This is a genomic window from Paenibacillus sp. 3LSP, assembly GCF_032465655.1.
Lineage (GTDB): Bacteria > Bacillota > Bacilli > Paenibacillales > Paenibacillaceae > Fontibacillus > Fontibacillus barengoltzii.
Genome location: NZ_JAWDJI010000195.1, coordinates 1 through 25,462, shown reverse-complemented (window position 1 = coordinate 25,462; position 25,462 = coordinate 1). Strand labels below are relative to the sequence as shown.

The 25,462-nt window shown below is 44.9% G+C and carries 22 protein-coding genes and 2 pseudogenes; 2 read left to right on the top strand and 22 right to left on the bottom strand.

Features of this window, described 5'->3' with window-relative positions:
- The 5 genes from RW092_RS16705 to RW092_RS16685 all read right to left on the bottom strand — a co-directional run bounded on the left by RW092_RS16705 (position 1) and on the right by RW092_RS16685 (position 6,602).
- On the bottom strand, positions 1-2,463 hold the full coding sequence (locus tag RW092_RS16705; protein WP_316010735.1) for a glycoside hydrolase family 38 N-terminal domain-containing protein: 2,463 nt from the start codon (positions 2,461-2,463) through the stop codon (positions 1-3).
- 23 nt (positions 2,464-2,486) lie between these two features.
- On the bottom strand, positions 2,487-3,305 hold the full coding sequence (locus tag RW092_RS16700) for a carbohydrate ABC transporter permease (RefSeq protein WP_028537974.1): 819 nt from the start codon (positions 3,303-3,305) through the stop codon (positions 2,487-2,489).
- Between the two features lie 26 nt (positions 3,306-3,331).
- Positions 3,332-4,204, bottom strand: coding sequence for a carbohydrate ABC transporter permease (locus RW092_RS16695; protein WP_316010734.1), 873 nt, complete (start codon positions 4,202-4,204; stop codon positions 3,332-3,334).
- Positions 4,205-4,229: 25 nt separating this feature from the next.
- Positions 4,230-5,552: an ABC transporter substrate-binding protein gene (locus RW092_RS16690; protein WP_316010733.1), complete on the bottom strand. Its 1,323-nt coding sequence runs from the start codon at positions 5,550-5,552 to the stop codon at positions 4,230-4,232.
- A gap of 72 nt (positions 5,553-5,624) precedes the next feature.
- Positions 5,625-6,602 carry an ROK family protein gene (locus RW092_RS16685; protein WP_316010732.1) on the bottom strand — a complete coding sequence of 326 codons (978 nt, stop codon included), beginning with the start codon at positions 6,600-6,602 and terminating at the stop codon, positions 5,625-5,627.
- Between the two features lie 382 nt (positions 6,603-6,984).
- Between RW092_RS16685 and RW092_RS16680 the strand changes: the two genes are divergently transcribed.
- Positions 6,985-8,169 (top strand): ROK family protein, encoded by a 1,185-nt coding sequence (locus RW092_RS16680; RefSeq protein ID WP_316010731.1) that lies wholly within the window; start codon positions 6,985-6,987, stop codon positions 8,167-8,169.
- A 47-nt stretch (positions 8,170-8,216) separates the two neighbouring features.
- Here the strand turns inward: RW092_RS16680 and RW092_RS16675 are convergent, their stop codons facing one another.
- The 13 genes and pseudogenes from RW092_RS16675 to RW092_RS16615 form a co-directional block, all read right to left on the bottom strand.
- Positions 8,217-9,059 carry an MFS transporter gene (locus RW092_RS16675; protein ID WP_316010730.1) on the bottom strand — a complete coding sequence of 281 codons (843 nt, stop codon included), beginning with the start codon at positions 9,057-9,059 and terminating at the stop codon, positions 8,217-8,219.
- Entirely contained in the window at positions 9,025-9,825 is an 801-nt protein-coding gene (locus RW092_RS16670) for an MFS transporter (protein ID WP_316010729.1), read from the bottom strand. The genes RW092_RS16675 and RW092_RS16670 overlap by 35 nt, the downstream gene beginning before the upstream one ends.
- A gap of 119 nt (positions 9,826-9,944) precedes the next feature.
- The gene (locus RW092_RS16665) at positions 9,945-10,274 is read right to left on the bottom strand and encodes an ArsR/SmtB family transcription factor (RefSeq protein WP_316010728.1); all 330 of its coding nucleotides are present in this window, start codon (positions 10,272-10,274) and stop codon (positions 9,945-9,947) included.
- 100 nt (positions 10,275-10,374) lie between these two features.
- Positions 10,375-10,707, bottom strand: a pseudogene (tnpA, locus tag RW092_RS16660) (IS200/IS605 family transposase); the annotation flags it as partial.
- A 346-nt stretch (positions 10,708-11,053) separates the two neighbouring features.
- The gene (locus RW092_RS16655) at positions 11,054-11,725 is read right to left on the bottom strand and encodes an ABC transporter ATP-binding protein (RefSeq protein WP_316010727.1); all 672 of its coding nucleotides are present in this window, start codon (positions 11,723-11,725) and stop codon (positions 11,054-11,056) included.
- The gene (locus RW092_RS16650) at positions 11,715-13,019 is read right to left on the bottom strand and encodes a hypothetical protein (protein WP_316010726.1); all 1,305 of its coding nucleotides are present in this window, start codon (positions 13,017-13,019) and stop codon (positions 11,715-11,717) included. The genes RW092_RS16655 and RW092_RS16650 overlap by 11 nt, the downstream gene beginning before the upstream one ends.
- Positions 13,006-13,980: an ABC transporter permease gene (locus tag RW092_RS16645; protein ID WP_028537980.1), complete on the bottom strand. Its 975-nt coding sequence runs from the start codon at positions 13,978-13,980 to the stop codon at positions 13,006-13,008. The genes RW092_RS16650 and RW092_RS16645 overlap by 14 nt, the downstream gene beginning before the upstream one ends.
- 115 nt (positions 13,981-14,095) lie before the next feature.
- Complete coding sequence (locus tag RW092_RS16640) at positions 14,096-14,692, bottom strand: hypothetical protein (protein ID WP_316010725.1); 597 nt, start codon at positions 14,690-14,692, stop codon at positions 14,096-14,098.
- A 288-nt stretch (positions 14,693-14,980) separates the two neighbouring features.
- Positions 14,981-16,063: a Gfo/Idh/MocA family protein gene (locus RW092_RS16635; protein WP_127575862.1), complete on the bottom strand. Its 1,083-nt coding sequence runs from the start codon at positions 16,061-16,063 to the stop codon at positions 14,981-14,983.
- 18 nt (positions 16,064-16,081) lie between these two features.
- On the bottom strand, positions 16,082-17,065 hold the full coding sequence (locus tag RW092_RS16630; RefSeq protein ID WP_316010724.1) for a Gfo/Idh/MocA family protein: 984 nt from the start codon (positions 17,063-17,065) through the stop codon (positions 16,082-16,084).
- A 36-nt stretch (positions 17,066-17,101) separates the two neighbouring features.
- The gene (locus tag RW092_RS16625) at positions 17,102-18,799 is read right to left on the bottom strand and encodes an extracellular solute-binding protein (protein WP_255315323.1); all 1,698 of its coding nucleotides are present in this window, start codon (positions 18,797-18,799) and stop codon (positions 17,102-17,104) included.
- 57 nt (positions 18,800-18,856) lie between these two features.
- Complete coding sequence (locus tag RW092_RS16620; RefSeq protein WP_028537984.1) at positions 18,857-19,777, bottom strand: carbohydrate ABC transporter permease; 921 nt, start codon at positions 19,775-19,777, stop codon at positions 18,857-18,859.
- 33 nt (positions 19,778-19,810) lie between these two features.
- Positions 19,811-20,719, bottom strand: a complete 909-nt coding sequence (locus tag RW092_RS16615; protein WP_016312649.1) for an ABC transporter permease — start codon at positions 20,717-20,719, stop codon at positions 19,811-19,813.
- Between the two features lie 891 nt (positions 20,720-21,610).
- On the opposite strand from RW092_RS16615, the gene ltrA reads away from it, so the two are divergent.
- Positions 21,611-23,011 carry a group II intron reverse transcriptase/maturase gene (ltrA, locus tag RW092_RS16610; RefSeq protein ID WP_316010723.1) on the top strand — a complete coding sequence of 467 codons (1,401 nt, stop codon included), beginning with the start codon at positions 21,611-21,613 and terminating at the stop codon, positions 23,009-23,011.
- Between the two features lie 48 nt (positions 23,012-23,059).
- On the opposite strand, the pseudogene RW092_RS16605 reads toward ltrA, so the two are convergent.
- From RW092_RS16605 to RW092_RS16595, 4 genes and pseudogenes are all read right to left on the bottom strand, one after another.
- Positions 23,060-23,737 (bottom strand): annotated as a pseudogene (locus tag RW092_RS16605) (transposase); the annotation flags it as partial.
- Entirely contained in the window at positions 23,703-24,191 is a 489-nt protein-coding gene (locus tag RW092_RS23840; RefSeq protein WP_410055545.1) for a hypothetical protein, read from the bottom strand. The pseudogene RW092_RS16605 and the gene RW092_RS23840, both read right to left, overlap by 35 nt.
- Positions 24,181-24,948, bottom strand: a complete 768-nt coding sequence (locus RW092_RS16600) for an ImmA/IrrE family metallo-endopeptidase (protein WP_316010722.1) — start codon at positions 24,946-24,948, stop codon at positions 24,181-24,183. The genes RW092_RS23840 and RW092_RS16600 overlap by 11 nt, the downstream gene beginning before the upstream one ends.
- Before the next feature lie 14 nt (positions 24,949-24,962).
- Complete coding sequence (locus RW092_RS16595; protein ID WP_316010721.1) at positions 24,963-25,349, bottom strand: helix-turn-helix domain-containing protein; 387 nt, start codon at positions 25,347-25,349, stop codon at positions 24,963-24,965.
- Between the last annotated feature and the right edge of the window lie 113 nt (positions 25,350-25,462).

Below are 25,462 nucleotides of genomic sequence, written 5' to 3'. Positions count from 1 at the left end.
TTAGATGTAGAATGCGAGCAAGCCCTCGTTATAAGCCTCGCAAAGGCGCATTGCCGCTTCGGTGGTCTGTTTTTCCTGGCTGGACAGAGTAAACGCAAATTCATAAAACCCGCCCAAGTCGACCTTGAAGTTCGTCTCCCAGTAGTTGTTCATGACCCAAGCGAAGGTCTCCCCACGGTTCAGCTCCCAATTGTTGCCGTCGCATAATTGGATCGGCTTCGCTTCCAAAGGGCCAAACGTCAGCAACGGCGTGTCTTTAACTGCGACCAGCACCTGCCGTTCGCCGGCTTCCATTACCAATCCGTTCTGGATCAGATAAAATTCCATATTGCTGCCTGGCAGCTGATCGATGCCCGGGCGAAGGATGCAGCCGGTTTTGTCTACGTACTTCACCTCTTCATCCCCCGCTGTAAATGGCAGCGATACATAAAGGTTTTCCGGGTCCCACACACTATCCTTGTGAACGCGTACCATCGCTTCGATTTTGTTGATGTGCCGGTACAGCTTCAGGAACACCTTATAGAACCGCGTGCCCTCCAGGCTGTAATCGAGCTGCAGGGAGACAAACAACGGCCCGCTCTCCACAATCTGGATATCGGTGAGACGAGATTCATACCGCCGGGTTGCCGGCGATTTACGGTTGCGCCCCATTCGCCGACGCTCCTCTGTCGGAGAAGTGCGGATATCGGTCACCTCGTAAATGCCGCTAAACGGGGCATAGGCTGCGTCCTGCCGAACCAGATTCTTCCCGCTCTTCCGATCGATTATCGAAGTAATTCCCCGCTTTTGATCGAACTCCACCCGGTAGAACGCCGTCTCCACGCAGGCCACATCCTCGCGCAGCGCCCCAGGCTGCAGCACATCCTCGACCCCCTCCGCGCCAATATGAGCGTGGCTTTGGGAGGTTCCATTCTGATAGCGGCCGGTTGCACGCACCCCAACGTTGCGTTCCTCCTTCGGTTGCAGCTTGAGCGGAATTTCGATTTCAAAAGCCCGGGCGATTCTCTTCACCTGGTGCGGGATCACTTCGTTAGTCGTCAAATCAACCACTTCGATAGGAACATCCAGGCTGTAGTTCAACCCATCAACATACTCCCAAAACTCAATATAGATTTTGGCAGTCGTCTCCAGCGAAATGTCGTGGGGATTGATAATTCGATAGCGCTGCGGCCGATCTTGGCGGATGGCTACCTCCCCTTTTTTCGCTAATATCCGGTCCAGGTTATCTGCCACCTCGGTGTTGCCATTAATGGCGTAAGCCGATTTTTTGTGCTCCAGTTCCCCAACCAGAGTCTCCCAAGGTTCCGATACGGAGGAGGAATACCCCCAGGTGTGCTCGCTGTAGAGGATCAGATTTTCCGCCGCTTTCTGCATCAACTCTGCATCCCCCAAAGTGGCATCGGGATCCAGCTTTTTGCAGAGATCGTACTTGCGTTGCCCCTCCCGATACACCTTGACCACCGCCGGAGTGGAGCCTACGCCGTCCGCCCACCAATCGTTCCAATCGCCTTGGTAGACCGGAATATCCTTCCATTCTGTTTCCAGATGATCAAAAAATTGATCCAGCGTTACCATCTGGAACTCCAAGGTTCCGGCGTACTTCCGGTTCAGCAAGTCAACCCGTTCCGCGATCTTCACATTGGGCGGCGCATTGTCCGTGATCGCTCCCGAAACCATGAACGGCACAAAATCACCGGGATACCCCTCAGCCTCCAGGTTCTGCAGGTAGCGCTCCAGTCGTTCATCGAGAATGGCCAACTCGACTTGCTCCGTATCCTCGGGGCTGGTGGTAAAGAGCTGATTGCCACGAATCTTTTTGCCTATTTCATCAAAAATCATATAGGTCGAAGCTGCGTACGGTGAGAAGCAAAGCTCATTGCCAAAGTGGTAATGCTCCCCGTTCCAAACGAGTACCTTCTTCCCAGACGGCCCTTGCCAGTAAAAAGGGGTCTGCTTTTTGTAGAGCGGGAACATGCCGTGATGGGGATGCAGACAGGAAAACAGACGCTCCACGCCGCACTCCTGCAGCACGTCGGCATATCCCCAGGCAAACCCATTGATATCGGCGCTCATTCCGCTGCGGATGGGATAACCGATCTGCTCACCGTACGTCTTGGCTTGTATCGTACAATCGTAAAGAATATCTCGACTAACCAGCTCGGTTAGATTCAAATAGTTGCCAGAAAGGCCAATTCGCCCTTCTCGCACGTATTTTTCAAAATCTGCAATATAGTCCGAAGGCGCATGGGCATAGAAGTTTTTGACCTGCCAATGATTTTCGCACTGCCACACAAATCCTTTGCGAGCTTCATTACCGGTGCGGTCAATCTCTCTCAGAATATCCACGGCCTGTTTGATAAAATCGCAATGATAATGGATGATTTTGTCCTGTCGCTCGGTGTAGCCAATATCGGTGTGTGAATGATGAATGAGGAATACCTTCCAGTTCTTTGACAGTTTCATAAAGCCACTCCGTTCCTTAAGAATTACTTGCTCTGATAAGCATAGCCAGCTTCAAAATGTTTGTTCAGCAAGAAAAACAGCAGCAGCGTAGGAATCGATGCGACCACGCAGGCCATGAGAATGACCGGTACATTCGCTTTGTCCATTAAGGATATGGCAGCCATCACCGGACGTATCTCCCGGGATTTCGTGAAGGTCAGTCCAAACATGAGCTCGTTCCACACCCAATTGAATTGGGTCAGGAAGATCACAGCCAGCGGGGCGGTCGACATCGGGACAAAGATGTGCCCTAGAATCTGCAGGCTGTTACAGCCATCCATTTTGGCCGATTCACAAATTTCCTTCGATATGCCAAGAAAATAATTCCGAAGCACAAACATGCAGAAGGGGACGCAGATGGCCGTATAGAACAAAATCATCCCCAGTTGGGTATCGTACAGCTTCGTGGCGGTCAGTCCCTTGTAAACCGGAATCAAATAGATCTGGAACGGGAAGATCGTTCCGCTGTAGATAAAGAGGAACCAGAACATCGGCCGTTTGATCTTGAGATGGGAGATCGCATAGGCGGCCAGGATGGCGATGAGGACGGCTGCCCCTGCCGAAACAGAGGCATACAGGAAGCTGTTGACCATCCCCTTCACCATACCAAAAGCGCTGGCAATCCCTTTTAGATTTTCGGCCAAGTTTATTCCCTTCGGCAGATCCCAGAAGTTCCCCAGATTATATTCCTGCTTCTTCTTAAAGATCCCGATGAAGGCGAACACCGCCGGAAATATCCAAAAAACGGATAGAATGATCAGTACGGTATTTACGGCGATGCTTCCTCGGCTTACTTTTTTCATAGGATGGGTTCTCCTTTCTCGCTTCCTCAGACCGTCCGGTCGGTGTCTCCGAAGGTGTTGCGGATATTAAAATAGGAGACGATCAGGATCATGACAGTGAGCACCACAGCGACTGCCGCACCGACACCAAATTTCCCGTGGATAAAGGACTCCTGGTACATCGTCAACGCTAACGTTTCGGAAGTCCGGTAAGGCCCCCCTTTTGTCATGACCCAGATCGAATCAAACACCTTAAAGCTGTTCACCAGAGACATGAGCAGCACCACCACCGTAGTCGGCTGGAGAAGCGGGAAAATCACCTTCGTATATAGCTGAATCGTCCGCGCGCCTTCGATCTTGGCGGCTTCAATCGGAGAGCTGGGAATGGTGGTCAGCCCGGTGATGAATAGAATGGTGTTCAAGCCAACACCTTGCCACGTTCCCATCAAAATCATGATGAACGTATTGACATACGGGATGGCCAGCCAATCGCGAACCCAGCTCTTGAATCCCAGTAAGCCGAACAACTGAGGAATGCCGTATTTCGAGAGAATGGCCACCATGATAATGCCGCCAATGGTGCTCGATAGTGCTGTGGGATAGTAGAAAATATTTTTGAATCCGCCAACCCAGGAACTGTTCTTAATGAAAACAGCCAATAGCAGCGGCAGCGCCAACGTAAATACAAGGGAAAACACAACCCAGATCACGGTGTTCATGAGAGAGATTTTGAAGTTCGCATCCTGAAACAGATGGCGATAGTTCTCTATGCCCACGAACCGCATGGCGGAAAATCCATCATAATCATAGAAACTCAAACGAACGGTATACACGATGGATGTGGCAAAGAATACGGCAACCAGCAGAACCGCCGGCAGCAGATAAAGGTAATTCGTCCAAGCAATGTTGCTCTTCTTCAAAGGAACCCCCTCACTCCGTCGTAATTTAACCGAATACTTCATCCGCCTTGACCTGAATCGTATTCAGTACATCGTCAATATCCGCGCCGCTGTACATAAAGCGAGAGAGCTCATCAATGGCCGTATTGCGCAGATCCTCAGGGGTATTCTCATAGAAGCGAAGCAGAAGCTGGTACTTGGAGGAATCTCCGGTCATATTCAAAATGCGCTGAATGGTCCCATTTTCCACGGAGATCGAACTAATGTTGGCAATGCCGAGTTCACCCACCATCACCGCTTGGGTACCTGGTTTGTAGAAGCCGCGCAGCGCAGCGAGGGCCTGTTCTTTGGAAGAGCTAGCCTCAGTTACTACAATTGGCGAAGCTTCAAAGAAGATCGTCCCCTTTGCACCATTCATGCTTGGCAGGATAAAGGCATCAACATTCGTTCCAGGCTCCATGCCGAAATCGTTCTGTAAGCCCGTTACGGTAGGACTATCATCCAACATCATGGCGACGACGCCTGTCGCAAATTCTTTATGGAGATCGCTGTAGACGATGGGCTCTCCAAAATAACCTTTATTAAACATGTCTCTCCAGATTGCCATCACTTCCTTCACAGCCTCATCCGTATAGGGCTTGGTGCCATTGCAAATATCGATATACAGCTGAGGATCGTAAGCGGCAATCAATTGCTGGAACCAGATGAAGCTGGCCCAGGAGTCGTTCTTCAAGCCAATTGGAGTGACACCGCTGGCTTTGATCTTCTCGCAAGCCTCGAGAAACTCTTCGAATGTCGTTGGAACAGCCACGCCGGCAGCCTCAAAAACTTCCACATTATAGAGCACGGACATGTAACGGAGACTGTATGGCGCTGCGTAGACCTTCCCGTCCACCGTGAAAGCATCCTTGATATCTGCGGAAACACCGTCGGCGATGTAGTTATCCCATTCCGCAGTCAAGTCTGCCAGCTTGCCGTTCTTGGCCAGTGTTTCTAATTGGGGGCCGCTCCACCAGGTGAACAGGCCAGGAGCTCCGGGGTCATCAATCGTTTGTTGGATGGCCGTTTGATAGGCTGCTACATCAGGGTAATTGGTTAACTCGACCTCGATCCCTGAATCGTTCCTCCAAGCTTCAGCCAACCGAGCCGCCTTTTCCGCATCGCCCAGTTTATCCAGCCAAAAGTCTACTTTTCCGCCAGTCTGTGCAGGCGGATTCTCGGAAGCAGTTGTATTTCCGGTATTTCCAGAAGTGTTTCCAGAAGGATTTCCAGAGGTGTTATCGGCGGCGTTCCCGCCACCACATGCTGCAAGGATCCCCGTCATAAGGAACATGGTAAGAAATAAGGACATCATTTTTTTGCCAGACATCGATTTATCCTGCCCTTGGTTTGATCTATACAATGACCCCGCGGCACGATGTGCATCAAGCGGGTTTGTAGACTAAACGCGTTGAATTCCTTGCTTCACCACTGTTGCCTGATACCCGTGCAAGTAAGCTGCGCCAATGAGTCCGGCATCATTGTTCAGTTTGGCAATCGTAATTTGCGGCAGCGGAACTTGCTTGCAGTACACCCCTTTTTTGACATAAGCCAGGATGGGCTGTAACAGATAGTCGCCTTCACTGCTAATTCCTCCGCCGATCACAATCATCTCAGGCTGAAAAATATTATTGATGTCGATAATCCCCTCTGACACATAATAGAAGTATTGATCCAGCAGCTTTAAGGCTGCTGAGTCGTTGAGTCTGGCCGTATCAAAGATGTTCTTCCCGTTGAATTGCCCGGAGCGCCTCTTCACTTCAGCCAGAAGGGAATCCGGAAATTGCGCTGCCATCTCCTCCGCCATCCGAATCAGCGCCGTGATCGAAGCGTAGGATTCCCAGCAGCCACGTCGCCCGCAGGTGCATGGCACGCCCCCGGATACGATGACCATGTGTCCAATCGCATTAGCCGCTGAATTAAAACCGCTGTGAATTTGCCCGCCAAGGATAATCCCCCCGCCAACTCCAGTGCCCAGCGTCACGGTAACCGAGGAGCTTGTTCCTTGGGATGCTCCACAGAGATACTCGCCCAATGCAGCGCAATTGGCGTCGTTGTCGATATAAACTTCCTTGGGTACATAGCTCTGCAGCGTTTTGACTAGCGGGACATGCTCCCAGGCAATATTGTTGGAGTAAATCACTTCTCCCTTTTGCTGATCCAAGATTCCCGGGCAGCCAAGGCCAATCGCCTTAACCTCATCAAGTTGGATTCCAGCTAAGTCCAGAACCGAGTAAATGGAATCCGCGATATCACGCAACACCTCCGTATAGGGCCGTCCCCCCCTTGTATCAAAACTTACCTTTAAAAGAATGGTCTGATCCTCTCCTACCAGCGCACATGAGATCTTCGTGCCGCCAATATCCACTCCTATCCGCATAGCAAACTTCATCACTCCATTCGTATCCCCGCAATAGGCAGAATTCTTGATGAACTCGGTTTATATAACCTTTAATAAACTGCGACACCTTACAGGAATACCAAATAGTAAATATCTCTTACTAAATGGATTATAAAACCGCTTTCAACGGGATGTCAATACAATTTAAGCAGATTTAAATCATAATATTTTTTTCATAATTATGGGTCTTAAACTTGATCCAAACATAATTAATATCCTAAATTTACTATTCATCATCCTGTCATTGATACAAATTAGATATATTTGAGAAATCTATTATGGCACGAACCCTATGTAACTGTGATATAATACGAGTAATATACTTTGAATTGTAAAGGAATACCTATTCTTACATATGGAGATGGCAGCCATGCGAGGCGTAAATCATCAGAATATGATCGAAACGAATAAGTTTCTCATCCTAAAGACCATTGCCACATGTGGTCCAATATCCAGAATCGAGCTGAGCAAAAAAACGGAGCTAAGTAAAATGACCATTACTTCGCTGATTGCTGATTTTTTGGAGGAGGGCATTGTCCGCGAATGCGGGACAAGCGCTTCAACGTCAGGACGGCGACCGACCTTGTTGGAAGTGGTGCCCGACAGCCTGCTTACGCTGGGCATTAGTGTGGGGCGGGACTATTTGCAGGTGGGAATTATCAACCTGACTGGCGCAATCGTGCTGCACAACCAAGTTCCGATCGGGCAATTCACGACGGAGGACAGCTTTATTAGCGGCTTATTAGCCATGTGCGAGGTCATTCTACAGAACGTCCCCTTCGAGAAGGTCTGGGGCATCGGGATCGCGAGTATCGGCCCGATCAATATGACGGAAGGCGTCATCATCGATCCGCCGGATTTTAATATCGACATCATCCATATCGTTCCACGGTTAAAAGAACGTTGGAACCTTCCTGTTTATATCGAAAACGATATGGCCGTGTCCGCCCTGGCGGAGATGTATTACGGGGACGGGAATCAGTATAACAACTTCGTGTATGTGGGGGTAACCGCAGGGATCGGCGGAGGAGTGATTCTTGATCAACGCTTATATAGCGGCACGAATGGGCTCGCTTCAATTATTGGCCATATGATTGTGCAGACCGACGGAGAGTTATGCGCTTGCGGGCAACGTGGTTGCTTGGAGGCGATGAGCAGCGTTCGCGCCACCCTCCACTGGGCACATCAGAACGGCGCGCCGCACGATATGGATTGGATGCAGCTTCTGATTAAGGCGGAAGCCGGCGATGCGATCTGTTCCGCTGCATTGGAACGGATGAAGCATTATCTTTTGAGCGGCCTGATCAACATCGTGCATCTATATGACCCGGAATGTATTTTTATCGGAGGCGACTTATGGTTTGCCAAAGACCCGCTGTTTCAATATTTTGAGCAGGAGGTAAATCGCCGGATCATCGCCGCAGGCAACCGCCGCAAAGTCCAGATCGCACGTTCAAAATTCCCGGGAAATGCGTTTTTTATCGGCACCGCCGCCCTCGTCATGGAAAATAACCAAGAGTACCGCAGAGTAAACGGAAATGGATAAGCAAAATCCACGAGGCTGTCGCCTCGTGGATTTTGAATTACAGTTCCCTATTTTAAATTACTATTTTCAGAAGCTGCGTTATCCATATGAATCACAGCCGTTTGATTGCTCGGCTTTCTTTTTTTAATCAGAACAGCACTTGCAAATGAGCCAATAAGCAATAAGATGGCAATGAATAAATCGACATCTTTCATCCCGGTGTTGAAAGCACTAAAGACAATATTCTTGATGTCTCCAAAAGCTGGCATTTGCTTGAATACTTCAGCTTGCTTACTTTCAAAAATTTGCGAGCCAGCAAAAGCTCCCGTTTTGTGAAAAACATCTAGCATTTGATTTTTAAACTCTGCAGGAATATTTTGTACTCCCATCATTTGCTTATCCAAAGAATGGTTATAACCTTCTGTCAAATTAATGCCTAATATTACCACACCAAATGAAATACCTACTTGCCGGAATACATTTAAAATACCGGAAGCCATACCAACATGTTTTGGATCAACAGAGCTCATTGCAGCATTAGAGATTGGAGGATTTACCAAAGCATTACTGATCCCAGCAAGAACAAATCCAGGTATTAAATAACTCCATTCAAAAGGTACTTTCATCATATGACGAAGAACAATCATTCCAATCGCTCCAATCAATAACGCACCGCTAATCAACCAACGGTTCCCAATTTTCCCGGAAATTATACCAGCCATAGGACCTAATATAATCGTAAACCCGCTGATTAATAACATCTTCATTCCTGTTTCAAACGCGGAATAGCCCATATAATTTTGCATAAGAATGGCTAGATATGTGAAACCGCCATATAAACCCGCACCTAAAACAAATGCTGCAATGTTGGCACCATTAAATGAACCATTTTTTAAAAATGGACAATTCAATCATAGGATTCTTCACCTTTCTTTCAGCCACAAGAAAAGCAATGAAGAAAACGATTGATAAGCTTAATAAACTTAATATATGCCAATCGATCCACGAATAATTTTCATGCATTTCTTTTTGAATTAGAGCTAATACCATAGTGAAGATCATTGCAGTACTTAAAAGAAATCCGAAAAAATCAATTTTTTCGTTACTATTTCTATTACTTTCCTGGATGAAGAAGATCCCTAATAGGATTGCCAAAATACCAAAAGGTATATTAATCAGGAAAATTGATCGCCAACCCAAACTATCAACTAAAGCCCCGCCAATAAGGGGTCCCCCTGATATAGCTAGACCAACCGCTCCACTCCAAAACCCTAATGCTAATCCTCTTTGTTTGTCAGGAAATGATGATGTCACAATCGTTAACGATAATGACATCATTGCTGCTCCACCAATTCCTTGCAAACCTCGGAAAATGTTCAACCAAAGATGACTACTCGCTAAGCCACTTGTAAGGGAACCTATCACGAAGACGCTTAATCCCAATAGAAACACTTTTTTAAGTCCGATAATATCCCCTAACTTCGAGACTGGCAATAGCATCGCAGCATATACTAAAGTGTAACCATTCAATACCCATTGTAGATTTGAAAAATTGGATGAAAACTTTTTTTGAATTTCTGGCAGCGCTACATTCACAATTGTAATGTCCAACATTGCCATAAATACAGCTAAACTAACTGTGACTAGAATCCACCATTTTCTATTCGACTGTTCCATCCTAAAAACCCCTTCCGTGTTTATGTGCACATAAATGCATATATAGAGCAAAATAAAAAGCACTCTATTATTTTGAATATTAGCAGTGCCGATCCCAATCAATAGTCACTGTGGGATCATCATTTTTTTATATTCATGAGTGCTTTCATATTATGCGCTGTTGCCTCAAACTTATCGGCAATGAACTTTTTATTTGCTTTGTAGTAAATTTCTCGACCTTCTTTCCTTCTCTGAACAATACTATATCTATTCATAAAATCTAGATGACGAGAAATCACCGATCGATTTTGAGGAAAATGTTCTGCTATTTCCCCAACCGTCATTTCACCATTAGCGGAAAGAAATATCAACAATTCACTTCGAACTGGGTCGAAAAGAGCTCTAAAAAATTCAATATCAATATTGTCAATTATTTGCTTACATTTACTTGGATCATAATTGAGTCCCATAATCTCACCGCCTAATTTTTATTATATGCATTTGTGCGCAAATGTAAACATATTGAACCTTGAAAAATTTTAACACATGCTGTAAATCATAACCACCCTAATATCCCTCTGCCCAAAATTTTCGATTGCCATATTTATACTTCAAGTTGGCATGCTTCTCGAATATCATCAGTGAACTCTTTCCCTTTAGATATCCCATGAATGACAATACTGAGATTTTGGGTGGGATCGCTACAAGCATATGTACATGATCTGGCATCATGTGCCCTTCTATGATCTCTACTCCTTTGTACTTACACAAATGTTTAAATATTTCGATCAAGTCTTTCCTCACTTGATTATAGATCTCTTTCCGTCTATACTTCGGGGTGAACACGATATGGTATTTGCACATCCACTTCGTGCGAACTAGACTATAGCTCTTGTTTGCCATCTAAGACCGTTCCTTTCTTTAATTGAGCCTGAACATCTCAATTTTATGGGGATGGTCTTGTTGGTCAAACCTTGCTTCCCTCCACCCGCATAGCGGGTGGTTTTTTGTTTCGCACGCTTCGCGTGCTCAACTGGCTAAAGTTGTGTGGTAACTTCATTCTACAGGAAAATTAGGTTATTTTGTTCCTTTTATTATCATTCGACAAAAACGGGGCGTCCGGCGGTCAGTTTTCACTGACTTTCTGGACAGCCCCGTCGGTTTTTGGCTCTCACATCCTTATTGTCTGAATATTTGTTAACGTGAAGACTTCGTTAATTTGTACATATTTTTACTGAATACTAATTTACTAACTTACAGAATACAACTCCATATGCTGTAGTTTATATATATGCTGACAACTTTTTGCAACAGTATCGTCATGAGTAACTATGACTAGCGTCACTCCTTGTTGATGCAGAGAACTAAATATTTTCAAAATCGATTCTTCGGTTTGTTCATCAAGTGAACCGGTAGGTTCATCTGCCAAAAGCAATAAGGGTCTTTTTACAATAGCACGTCCAATAGCAACCCGTTGACGTTCACCACCAGATAATGTTGAAATTTCTCTCTTTATTGTATACTCAATTTCCAGATCATAAAGAATTTCTTCAACCCTAGCCTTTATTTGATGTTTTGGCATCCCAAGATATTGTAGCGGGAGGGCAATATTTTCAAAAACATTCCTGTCATCAAGCAAATGGAAATTTTGAGTTACAAAGCCAATATTTTTTTTGCGGTACTCGGCTCTTTGGTTTTCTGTTAGTTTTGAGATATCCGTACCATTGAAGAGCATTACACCTTTATCGAAAGGAAGAAGCCCACCTATAATATTTAGTAAAGTTGATTTTCCACAACCACTCTTCCCTTTTATTGCTATTGATTCTCCCTCATGAATTTTTAAATTCAAATCCTCTAAAATATTGACGTATTGGCTTCCGTTCTTATAACATTTAGTGATTCCAGCTAGTTCAATAAGCATTTTGCCCTCTTCCCCCTTCTTCTTCATGATTTATAACGAATGGTGTATACAGAAGCTTATAAGCGGGGACAATGCACGAAATAACGCTCATAGCTATGCTCAGCAGTAACAAAATAAACTGTGTTTTAAGATCACCCAATTTTAAAACTTGATCAATAATAATAAACGCGGATAAATAAGCTGCCAGGAAAACACTTCCAATTTCCAAAAATTGCATTTTGATAAGTTCCATCTTAGTGGCTCCATTTATAAAATGAATAAATAAAAAAGGAAATCTTCTTTTTTGTTGCAAAATGATGATATAGCTAATAATTAACAAATTTAAAAAAATCATAGCGAAAAAGAATGATTGCACCAACGATTTATTTTCTAATAGTGTTGTCAGCAAACCTCGATATTTTAGAAAATGTGGATTCAAACCGATAAAAGAATAGTCGATAGCATTTTGCTTTGCAATCGCATCAATTCTTTGAAACATTTTTTGAGTCTGTACAGTATTATTTTCAGTAACAATAAAACCGTTAATCATGGCAAAATAATTTATTTGTTGAAACAACTCATCTTCCTCTGATTTTGGATTCCCATATTCTCTATATGGAATAATTATGTAATCATCAAGATAAAACTCCGGATTATTATTAAAAAACAACTTACTATTTTCCTTCAAGAACCCAATAACCTTTACTCTTTGTGGTTTATTGTAGTATTTTATGGATATTTCTTCACCTAATTGATAGATCTTCCTATACGAAGAACCTAATAATACTGACATGGTATTGGTAGAATTACTAAAATCGTCCTCGCCCCACATTGTTCCTTCCGACGTATTTAGATGAAAAAAATCAGCAGCTTTTTTATTCATTTGAAATGATTTTACTGCTGTATATACTGTTCCATTAATACTTTCCTGGTGTTTTTCTCCCCCGCTTTCGTAACCTTCAACAAATTTAAGCGGAAGGCCTTTATCTTCCAGTAGAATGTGATGATTAAACATTGCCAAATATTGAAAATCGGTTGAAGTATTTAGCATCGAATAGTAATTTTTTAATTTTATTAAATAGTCCGATTGACTATTAAAATCTTGATACTTTTCCCCATCATAATAATTGTCCAGTAATTGATAGACCGCCTTTCCTTCATATATTTCACCAAGGCTCCTACTTTCATAATCAAGTTGCTGTAGAAAAGCAACAAACGTTCCAAAAAGGATTAAAAAAACTGTGATTTGCAAGTACATGATGAGTACCAAAAATTTATATTTCTTTAGATATAACCTATATTCATTGAGGATCATTCCTGGTTACCTTTCCTTTTGCATGATCATTATAAAAAAATAAGCTCAACAATAGCCAAACACTAAATAAGAAAAGAAATGTCAGCAAAATCATCGAACCCAAATTAAATAAGATGAATGAATCAAAGATATAAATGACAAAAAATGTGGAAATACTTGAAAAAATCACAATTAGCAGTGATTTATTTATAATTTGTTGATATATTTTTCTTTTCGAAACGCCCAAGAGGAACAAAACACGAATGGTTTTCTTTTCTTTTTCATACCAGTATCTTATAAAAGCTGTAATAGTGAATAATATAAGAATGCACATTTCAACGAATAACAAAAAATTAAAAAATGATACTTCTGCTGTTCTAGTTACACCTTTCTGTGTACTTTCAATCTGAGATATAAGGGGGTTTTTGCTTACAACTTTTTCAACTAACTCTTCAACTGTAGATTCGTTATCGCCATCCACAATAATTCTAGTATTTTTAGGGATATTCGGAAGTTCAGGATTAATAAGTAATACTAAATAATCTATCGAACTTGCAAATGAAGCCCCCATAAAACCGGTGACTTCATATTCTACTCCTTGAAAAGTAATATATTTATTTCCTCCGCGTTCATATACTTGTTTTCTCATTTCATTGCCAACCACTGCCTTGCGGCCTTGGTCTGTTTCTAAGAAATAATGCCCCGATCTTATTGGAGGAGACCATTCCCCTGAATTTTTCAATAACGCTCGATAGGTGCTATTATATTCTGCGAAAATTCTGCAATCGGAATCCGACAATTCCTTTAACCACCGATCATCACCTTGATTAATAAGAACTTTATGATGATTAGTATATAGTTCATTAGAAATTTCATTAAACTCTTCTTGCTTATGTAAATAAGTTTGAAAGATACAGAAGAATAAAAATAGACCGGTCAAAACAATGTAAAGAACTGCATCTTTCTTTCTTAGCGTAATCAATTCATTTTCCTCATTTCATTTGGGTTAAAGAGTGAAAGGTTACTTAATCCGAATCCATAGATTGAGTAACCTTTTCACTATATTAATCCTACTTATGTCCCAATATGAGTTAAGCTTAATGTCCCCAGTACGTTCTGGCCTCAGTATTTTCAAATATACCTGGTGCATACCATGGAGATTGTGCCTCTGTATATCCAGTTCCCCATTGTCTACCACTAGTTGTTCTCACATTTCCTTTGTTATCTTCCATCCTTGCAGTTGTATAATGGTATGTATCCTTCCAAATAGTGTAACCATAAGCTGCGTAAAATACAGTCTCACCATGATCTTCTGTTTTTGTACGACGTTCACCATAATGTTTATCGGGACTATCACTTGCGAAAATACCTACGCCAGTTGATCTAGCTTGATTAATATAATAGCCTCCTGATTCACTCCATCCACCCGATGCTTTTAGCGCTGTATCGGCAAATCCAGGCACAGCAGTTGCAAGAAGAGAAATGCTAATTACAGACGTCGCCACCAAATACTTGAAACTAGTTTTCATAAATTCAATTACCTCCATCCTCTTAAATGTCAATATATACCTTTTTATAATAATTCTCTTATTATTTGTAGTCAATGGCATTTTTGTAAATATAATATATATTTTGATTGATAGAGTAGCGTGGCGGATACCCGCCACCTTAAGCAAATTGTGAGCCAAAGCCACAATCCCAAACTCCGTGTGAACCTTCTTTAGCCCTCGCCGTATAGTGAGCAAACAACTGCTCATCCGGGATGGCTTCAATCATCTCATCAATCACGCCGAGCTACGCCTTTTGTAGATTGTTGTGTGGTAACTTCATTCTACAGGAAAATTAGGTTATTTTGTTCCTTTTTTTAACATTTAACAAAACAGGGCGTCCAGAGGTCAATTTTCACTGACTTTCTGGACAGCCCCATTTTGTTTTCATGCCCTCTGTCCCGCGAAGCTTACGCCTCATGGCCTTATACGTACTTATTCCTGATCAAAATAAACGATCTTCCCCGTTTCCGCGGATTGATAGACCGCCTCCAAAATCTGAGATACGATCATCGCTTCCCTCGGTTTCACGAGAGGTTCCGTGTCGTTGACGATGCTATGAATCCATTGTTTCGCTTCATACTCGAAATCGGTCAGCTTCTCCCCGCGGAACAGTTCTCTCGCGTTAGGATCGACATCGATTTCATTCACGAACAAGCTTCCGTCTCGTTCGCCATTGATCCGCAGCTTACGATTGTTAAAATCCGCTCCGCCCTTCGTGCCGCACACCAAATTGCCTGAGTCATCCGCAATATTTAAGGCCCAGCTCGTTTCGATGATGACCGTAGCTCCATTTTTGAATTTCACGTAGCCAAACGCGGAGTCTTCGACTTCGAACTCATTCGGATCCCAAGAGCCCCATTCGTTTGCGGCATTTTCGGTGTATTTCAGCTTATGGAACACACTGCCGACGACGCTTTCCGGTTCATAATTATCCATTAACCAGAGGATCAAGTCCAGGGAATGAGTTCCGATATCGATCATCGGGCCGCCGCCTTGCTTCTCTTTATCCAAGAACACGCCCCAGGTTGGTACACCTCTTCTGCGAGTAGCCACCGCTTTGGCGAAATAGATATCTCCCAGTTCGCCATTTTGGATCATCTTCTTGAGCAGTTGGCTCTTGGCGCTGGATCGACTCTGGTAACCGACGGTGAGCTTCTTGCCGCTTCGCAAGTGAGCTTCATACATCGCTTTTGCCTCAGCACCCGTGACCGCCATAGGCTTCTCGCACATGACATGTTTGCCGCTTTCGAGCGCATCGATGGAAATCGAGGCATGAGAACTATTGGGGGTTAACACATGTACAACCTCGATCTCTTCCAGCGCCAGCAGATCCTTATAATTCGTGAACACCTTGGCATCCGGCGTACCAAATTTCTTCGCGGCAGCCTCAGCTCTTTCCGGGATCAAGTCGCAGAAGGCTACCATCCGCACATTGTCCACCTTCGCTAAACTCGGCATATGCTTGTCATTGGCAATGAGTCCGCAACCGATGATCCCTACTTTTACCGTTCTCATCTGTTCCCCTCCTCCGCGCTACTTGAACTCCACCGTTCGATTTTCCTTGTGGGCGATATAGGCCGCCTCCAGAAGCTCTGTTAATTTCGTTCCATCTTCCAGTCCGAACGGCATCGGCTTATCCTCAAGCAAGGCATCCACCCATTGAACGATCGGGAGCGGCTGCGCTGCAGGGAACTGTGTTGGCGATATCCATCCGGAGAAGGGGGAATCGAATTTCTTCGAAATGACTTTCACGTTCGAATCCGAGATGATCAATGTGCCTTCTGTACCGTAAATTTCAAGCGCAGAAGGAGTTCGATACGTCACCAGGCTGGTTTCGACCAGGGCAACCGCGTTGTTGGCAAACTCGATGGAGCATTGTGCATTATCTTCCACGGCGCGATGAGTGAAGTAGTGGAACATGGAAGTGATCCGTTTTGGCTTTCCTAAATACCAGCTGGCAAGATACATCGGGTGACAGCCTAAATCCATCATCGCCCCGCCGCCGGCTTGCTTCTCATCATACCAGTACTCCGGCAGCCAATTGTTTAATGCCCCGTCATGCCCGTTCCGAATGCGCAGAAGTGTCACATCCCCTAGGATTCCGTCATCGATCAGCTGCTTTGCGAACAATTCCTGCGGTCTCGTGCGGGCCGGGAAGGAGATACAGAACTTAACGCCGGCCTCACGTACCGCTGCCGATATTCGCTCACATTCCTCCGTGGTCAGCGCCATCGCTTTCTCGGTGAAAATATGCTTGCCGGCTTGCGCCGCAGCCACCATGACGTCAGCGTGCATGCTTGTAGGGGCATCCACCACTACCCCATCCACATCTTCCCGCCGCAAAAGAGTGTCCAGATCTGCCTCAAAGTCCGCACCTAATCGAGTCGCCCATTCTCTGCCGCGTTCAGGTTCTTCGTCCCATACCGCGGTGATTCTCACATCCCCATGGGATTGTAACATTCTGGCATAATCCTCTGCATGCACATGCCATTTACTTAACATTGCCACGTTCAACATCTTCGTTCCCTCCTTCATCTTCAGGATGAGTAGGGGTTAGAACCCTACATCATCCCGCTCTGCCGCTTTTTGCGCCACAAACGCCGCCATTTCCTCTACGCCTGCATCTCGGAATTTCTCTTGAGTTTTATGCAGTATATTTAGAGCTTCTTGATCCGACGAGGCAAATAGGGCTTTCTTAAATTCATCATCAAAATTCAAGCTGCTGGTCTTATTGATAAACTCGTCATACTTCGGCCATTCTCTCGCGAGGTAACTCGCGCTGACCTTGTCGATGATCTTGATCGGCATTCTGGCCGAGAAGCTCTCCTCCAGCTTTTGCCACTGCGTTTTTTGGTCTTCTGGAATCGGCCAAGTGACGGAATCAGAGAAGGCGCCAATGAATCGTCCCGGAAGGAAATTAAGCCCTGCGTCTCTCTTCAGATCCGGGTTCTCATCAAATTGCTTCTTCACGTCCGGAATCCATTGCGGAATTCCATTTTCCAGCGTGTAGTGCGTACCTTCAATACCGTAGTAGGCAAGCAAGCGTCCTTCCTCACTGTTAACGTAATCAATGTAACGCAATGCTGCATCAGGGTCCTTGATGTTCGCGCTTAAGAACAGGACAGGGAAGCCGGAACGTCCCGGTTTCTCTACTTGCGTCCGAATTTCACCGCGCTTATTCTTCATCGGGCCAAGCAGCTCGTATTGCATTTCCGGATTCGTCTTATACAGCGTCTTAGACAACTCCGCTAACATCGGTTGTGCACCGAATACAGCGAGCTTGCCTGTCGTCAGCTTTTCGTTCGCCGTTGTGCTCGTATTACTGAAGGCTTCAAGGTCAAACAACCCTTCGTTCAGCAACTTTCTCATGTAGAGCAGCCGTTCTTCATGATCCTTGGATTGCGTCCAGTGGATCAGCTTCCCGTCTTCTTCACGGTAGTCGGAAATGTTGTAATCGGACCAACCGGCAAGGAATTGGCCATAATCCCAGCCATTCCACATCGTACCTGCCGGAATGACCGGTTTGCCGGCAATATCCTTAAAGCCGCCGTCTCTGATTTTAACCAGTAAATCATACAGCTCTTCTTGCGTGTCGATCTCCTCGGCTTTGACATTCAGCGCCTTCAGAATATCTCCCCGGGCAAAAAGGCCGTAGTTCCAGTTATGAATGCTCTCAGGGGTTCCGTCTGGAGTTTCGGTAGGAATGAGATAGGTTTTTCCTTCAAAATCCGGGCTGTTCAGATCGAACTCGTTAAAGTCTTTAGCGATCCCGGTTGTCACAAGTCTTTTTACATTCGGATACTTATCCAGATAAGGTGTTAAGTCCAGAATCTGGCCTTCCATGGCCGCTTTCTTGATAACTTGTCCTTCTCCCCCGGTCGTTGACCAGAATGGAGCATTCACGATATCCGGAACCGTACCGGAAGCGAAGATGGTGTTCAATTTCTCTACTTCGCTGGTCGTAATCGATTCCATCTTTAAAGTGACCCCGGTTTTTTCCCGGATTTTTTGAGCTACGGGATTATTCTCCTGATCTTGCGGGAAAGCACCTCCGCCGCCGTTCCAGGCGCTGAGGTACGTTAAGGTGACAGGCTTAAATTGTTCGGCACCCGTCTCACTCACGTTCCCCGGTTCATTCGAACCCGAGTTAACCGTGCTCGCCTCCTTAGTCCCGCCTGACCCTGCGCATGCTGTCAGCAGGATAGCGATCAGTGTGATGATAAAACCGCTCCTCAACCCGTTCTTGCTCATACTCTACTCCCCTTTCAATGAACAATTTTATATAAAAGGCTTCACCTTTTATACCAACTACTCCTTAAGCGAACCAACCAATACGCCTTTTACGAAATACTTCTGAAGAAACGGATAGACACAAATGATTGGTGTGGTAATGATGATGACGAACGTCATCCGCAAGGCTTCCGGGGTCACTCCTCGCAGCTCCAGCTGGGATTCGGTCATGTTCTGAATCGCAGAACCGCTGTTCCCTGACGACGAAGTCATCGACTGGAAGGAAGCTTCACTAATCATTTTGTTTAGAAAGGTCGCTGCGGGGTGTAATTTTTCATTTTGGATAAAAAACTGCCCCGTGAACCAGTCATTCCACACCCCGACCCCAACAAACAAGGCAATGGTCGCCAGTACCGGCATCGAGAGCGGCAGGATGATTCTGGCGAATACGGATAATTCGCTGGCACCATCAATCCGGGCCGACTCGGACAAAGCTTCAGGAATTCCGTCAAAGAAGGTTTTCATAATAATCGCGTTAAAGAAGCTGTAAAGGGAAGGCAGCACCAATACCCAAAACGTGTTGAGAATGTGGATTTGCCGGAACAGAATAAAGGTCGGGATCAAGCCCCCGCTGAACAATGTGGTGAAGAAAAAGAAGAAGACAATATACTTTCGGCCGGGCAAGCCTTTCCGTGACAGCGCGTAGGCTAGCAAAGCCGTCAATAATACCGAACCAACCGTTACAATCACGGTTCGGGCGATCGATACATAAAACGAATTTAAGATCAATGGATTGGTAAACGCTTTTGCATAATTCTCTAAAGTAAAGACTCTCGGAAAAAAGTAGATTCCGCCCTTCATCGCGTCGTAGCCGTCATTAAACGAAAGGGCAAGGAAATAGATAAAGGGATACAGCGCCGTGGCGCAAAATATAAACAACACCGAATAGTTAAGCACCATGTAAATTCGGTCCGCCGACGTCAGCCTTTTCGCCCCCATGCGCACAACCTCCTCATGCTTGCCGTTGGCTTATTACCATAGCGATACCTCGCTCACTTTTCGGGAGATATAGTTGACAAGCACAATGAGCCCAAGTGAGATCGCTGATTTGAATAAACCGATGGCAGTAGAATAAGCTAATTGCCCTTGCTGGAGTCCTGTCTTCAGCACATAAGTGTCTAATATCTCCGACACGCTTAAGGTCGCCGGGGTTTGCATCAGCCAAATCTGGTCAAAGCCTGCGTTCAGAATGCCGCTGAGCGAGAAAATGAGCAGGATCGCGATCGTTGGCGTCAAGCTGGGAAGCGTAATTTTAAACAGCTTACTCCACCTTCCGGCCCCATCGATTTCCGCCGCCTCATACAAATGAGGATCGATGTTCGTTAACGCAGCCAAGTAAATGATCGATCCCCAGCCGACCCCTTTCCAGATGTCGGATATGACGACCAACGGATAGAACAATTCCGGCTTACCCATAAAGAAGATCGGTTCCAACCCCATTTGATACCGGATGTCATTAATCAGCCCGACGTTCGGGGACAGAATTTTTTGCAGCAAAGTCACAACAACAACCCACGAAACGAAGTGCGGCAAATAAGAAATCGTTTGGAACACTCTTTTGAGCCTTCCGTGCATCACCGCATTGAGCATCAAAGCCAGAATCAACGGCGCCGGAAATCCGAAAATCAGCTTGAGCGCGCTGATTGACAAGGTATTACGGAGGACATCATAAAAGCTGGAATCGTTAAGGAACTGTTCGAAATACTTAAAGCCAGCCCATGGGCTCCCTAATATGCCCAGATTGTATTTGAAATCTTTGAACGCTATTAAAATGCCGTACATCGGATAATAGGCAAAAATCAAATACCAAATGATCGCCGGAAGCAAAAACAAGTAAATATGCCGGAAATACCAAATTTTACGTAATTTGCTGGATCCCATGCTGTGTTCACCTCCTAAAGCTTCGTTGGATGGATTCTAGTGACTTGTACTCCTAAGCTGCTAACTTTGCGATAGACTCCCCCCTTAGTTGCAAGCGTTTTCTTTCTATGTGTTAATAATATTCGATATAAATGAATATATTCAATATGCTATAAGAAAAATTCCAAGATATTTTTTTGTAAAAGTCACCTCTAAGGTTTAATATGTGTAAATTTCTAGGAATAAATTGGTTTATATATCCATTTTTGTGTAACATTCAATATGACATAATCAATATATGTAATAAGTTTTAAATGTAGAAAAAATTCTAAGCTTGTCAGCTTAGGTCAGAATGTTGATTAAGCCCCGTTTTTTTGGGGCTTTTATTTTTATAACTAGAGTGAAGTATAGAAAAACCAAAACTTGAGTTGAAATTAAAAAGATCGCCTCCTTATTCGGCCCTCTTGGCCAGAATATTGGCGATCTTTTTGATGGTGCGCCCGGCATGGGCGATAACTTGGCGGTGAAAGTCCGCTACAGGCTTGGCAGTAGGAACTGTTAGCCAAGGGCAAGGGCGTCCGCCGCGAGGCGGAATCTGAAGGAAGCCGGAGGCAAACCCTCGGTCTGACGAACATATGAGGCATGGGGGGACGGACGAGCTTGCCATACAAAGTAAAGTCCAATACTGCCCGAATCCCGCCATGTAAATGTGGCAGATAGATGAGGGGAAGGTTATCGCTCTTACCCGGGGAGGTCTCACAGACATGGAGTAGGAAAAAAAAATCCGAATCATGGAGTAAAGCTTGCTGTGAGAAGTCAGCAGACGCCATAGTACGCAAGCTGCGACAGCAGCGAACGGAAGGGCTGAACAATCGTCAGTCTCGAGTACATACTGGAAGGAGAGTCGACGCGATGAAAGCAGAATACCAGAAGGGCTGCCTGCAAAGGGATAGCGTGGAACGCGAAGAGTATGCAGGAGCGCGGAGCGTCGACACTCGGGAAAGCAAAGAAAGAGACGGTGCAAACAACCTGCTTGAGAAGATACTGGAGAGGGACAACCTGAACAGAGCCTATAAGCGGGTTAAGAGCAACCACGGCGCACCGGGAATAGACGGTATGACCGTCGAAGCGGCACTGCCGTGGTTGAAGGAACACAGAGAGGAACTCTTGCAAAGCATCCGGGACGGGAGTTACAAACCAAGTCCGGTGCGTCGCAAGGAAATCCCCAAACCAGATGGAAGCGGAGTGCGAAAACTCGGCATTCCCACCGTGATAGACCGAGTGATTCAACAAGCCATATCCCAGCAACTGCAACCGCTGTTCGAGCCACTTTTCTCGGAAGGTAGCTATGGTTACCGCCCCGGGCGAAGCGCACAGCAAGCGATTAAAAGTGTAAAAACTTATGCGGATCAGGGGTATAGCTACGCCGTCGAAATTGATCTCTCAAAGTACTTCGATACTTTGAACCACGAACTGCTCATGAACTTGCTGCGCAAGCAAATCCAGGACAAACGAGTAACCGATTTGATCAAGAAGTATCTCAAAAGCGGTGTCATGGAAAACGGAGTACGACGCGAGACCGAAGAAGGCTCACCACAAGGCGGCCCGTTATCGCCGCTACTGGCCAATATCTATCTGAATGAGTTTGATCAGGAGATGAAACGCAGAGGCGTGGTGGTCATTCGCTATGCGGATGACATCGTCGTGCTGGCGAAGAGCAAACGAGCAGCAACGCGGCTTCTGGAATCCTGTCGAGCATATTTGGAAAACAAGCTGAAGCTCAAACTGAATGCGCAGAAAAGCAAGGTCGTCAGTGTAGTCGCTCGGAAACATTTCAAATTCCTTGGCTTTGCTTTGGGGAAGAACGGGAACGGTGTGTATATCCGCACTCATCCGCAATCTCTCGCAAAAGCGAAGAAGAAGCTGAAAGAACTAACGAGACGGAGTCAAGGGAGAAAGGTTCGACAGATTATGGAGGACGTAAAGGTCTATATTCGCGGCTGGCTCGGCCACTTTTATGTAGCCGACATGAAACGGATTCTGCAAGGATGGAACGAGTGGCTGAGAAGACGACTCCGCATGTACATCTGGAAGCAATGGAAGAAGCCGAGAACGAAGGTACAGAACCTGCGCAAGCTAGGGATACCGGAATGGCAAGCCTACCAATGGGGGAACACACGACTGGGGTACTGGCGTGTGGCTGGGAGTGCAATCCTGCAACGCTCTATAACAAACGAAAAGCTCGCACAGGCAGGGTATTATGACTTCCCTGCCCAATACGAGCGTCTTCGTAACTTGCACTTAAACGATTGAACCGCCGTATACCGAACGGTACGTACGGTGGTGTGGAAGGTCGGCTATTCAACTAATGGATAGCCTCCTATCCGATTTCTGGCAGGTCGCGGTCATCAATGCTTGCTGCTGAACCTTCTTACGACCCCGGAAACGGCAATAGCGAAGCCCGTGGAGCTCTTTGGCATCCGCGAAGCTTCGCTCAATTGTCTGATAACGCAACCGGTACAAATACTTACCGGACCGACTTCTTCCATTGGCATTCACCCATTCCTTGCTTGGCTGCCAAACATGCCGCGTAATCACCTTTGTTTTATTTTTCGACCTGGTGCATTCCTTCAGCATGGGGCACTCCGCGCAGTGCTTAGGGTCGGATTTGTACTGCCGATATCCTTCTCGATCTGTTGTGCTATATGTTAATTCATGCTTTTGGGGACAGATGTATACGTTCTTGTCTGCATCGTATTTGAAACGCCACTTCGCAATGAGTCCTTTGGTCGGCGTAAACGATCTTTTTCCAATGACAGCGAATAGGTTTTTATCCTGAAGCTTCTTGCAAATGTACGATGTGAAGTACCCTGCATCAAGCACCACGGCTTCAAGTGTTTTTTCGAATCCAAACTTTTTAACGATATGCTCCAGTCGATCGATATAGGGGACAGAGTCATGGACGTTGCCAGGCGTGATATGCACGTCGGTAATGATGTTGTACTTATGATCTACCGTTCGATGATCCAGGTAGAAGAAACCAGTTCTTGATTCTTAGATCTGGAAATTCAACCCGACCTCGTCCACCTTCTTGAAATGCTCCATCATTTGATTGCATTAAGGGAATTCCAAAATGGTCTGCATAAATAGCGGAAACGAACTCACCTTTATTCTTTTCAGGAGGCTGGTTTTTGAAATCAATTTGAAATCCTAGTTGATAGAGAGTTGTCTCTAGAATCTTTCTATCCTCTTCATAAATGTGGACATCGTGCTGGATAACAAATATCTCTCCATGTTTTTTATAAGAATCGAAATTCTCCGCGATAAATGAAAAGTCCGGATTTTTATTCCACGCCATGATTTCTCCTTCAACTACATCTGCAAAAACCAGTTTTTCATATTTCGCAAATAATCGCGAATGAAGGTCCGCTAAACATATATTCACCCAGATGTCGGTATCACATATTGGATATTTCGAAAAGTCAAACTCCATACTTTTCCCTAACTTTTTCGATTAAATCCAGTATAGATTCTGCTTTTGCTGCAGTTATCCGATCAGCGCTTAAATTTTCATGCAGTTTCACATAAAATCGTGGAGATACCGAAAACTCATTACTGGGCAGAATGAGCTCAATGTCACCGTTGACTCTTCGGACCACTTCTTTCATATCATCTAACCGGCTTGCGTGTGTCAGGGCAAACCTTTTGGAAAGAACACTTTGGTGTTCTGGATATATTTGTATCAACCTTGTCAAAAGTGCACTCAAACTAACTCTGAAATAATTTTGCATGCGAACTAGTTGGTCATAACTTGGGTAACTCAAAGATATTCCTTTTTCACGAATATACGAACTAACCAAATGTTCAGGCATAAGAATACAACCGGCAAAACACTCAGCTTTATATTCAATTTCGTCGAGCTGCGTGTCTTCTTCTAAGCTAATCCCCCCACCTTCACCGGTGTATGCATGGTAACATTCATGCCAACCAGAAAAGTATTGACGGCTTAGTGGATGCGAACTATTTATGAAAATACAATCGTAATCGCTTTTTTTCAAATGAAAGCCGGAAAGGTTGTTGTGTGTTGGAAAACGAACAATAAAAAATCCCAACTGCTCGAGCGTTTGGAAGGTGTCCTTAATGGGGATTGTATCATCAAGGAATTCCTTCCTAAACCTAGAGGCAATTGGGATTACTGAATGATACAGCGCTTCCCTTTTTTCGCGGCTTAGTTTTCTCTGTTTAGCCAAAAAACCACCTCGGACTAATGCGAACTTAATTTCTCTTGCATAACCATTTCATCAAAAATTAAATTTGCAAGATAAATTGCTTCGCTAATTTCTTCATTTTCTTCTTTGTCGTTCGCTCGAAAACTAATTGCAGCCATGTCGTCTACATCTTTTGCAAGAAGCTCACTGATAGACATGTCTAAAAAAGCACTAATAATTTTATAAATCTTGACATTAAAAGAACGGGAAGCATTTTCAATACTTTTCCACAACTCAACATCTACATTAAACTGGGTAGCCACATCATCAAGAGATAATTTAGCTTGCTCCCTTTTTTCACGTACTAACTTCGCTAATTCGTAACGAGTATATTTCGGACGTTCAGACGTATTAAACCGAACAAATTCCCAAATATTTGCCATGCTTCTTCCCCCATTCCGATTTTATTATATAAAATCAACGGGTGATATGTAAACGGGACGCGATCACTCAGTTAAAATGTTACTAAAGAGGCATCGGTTCACTCACATCGAAA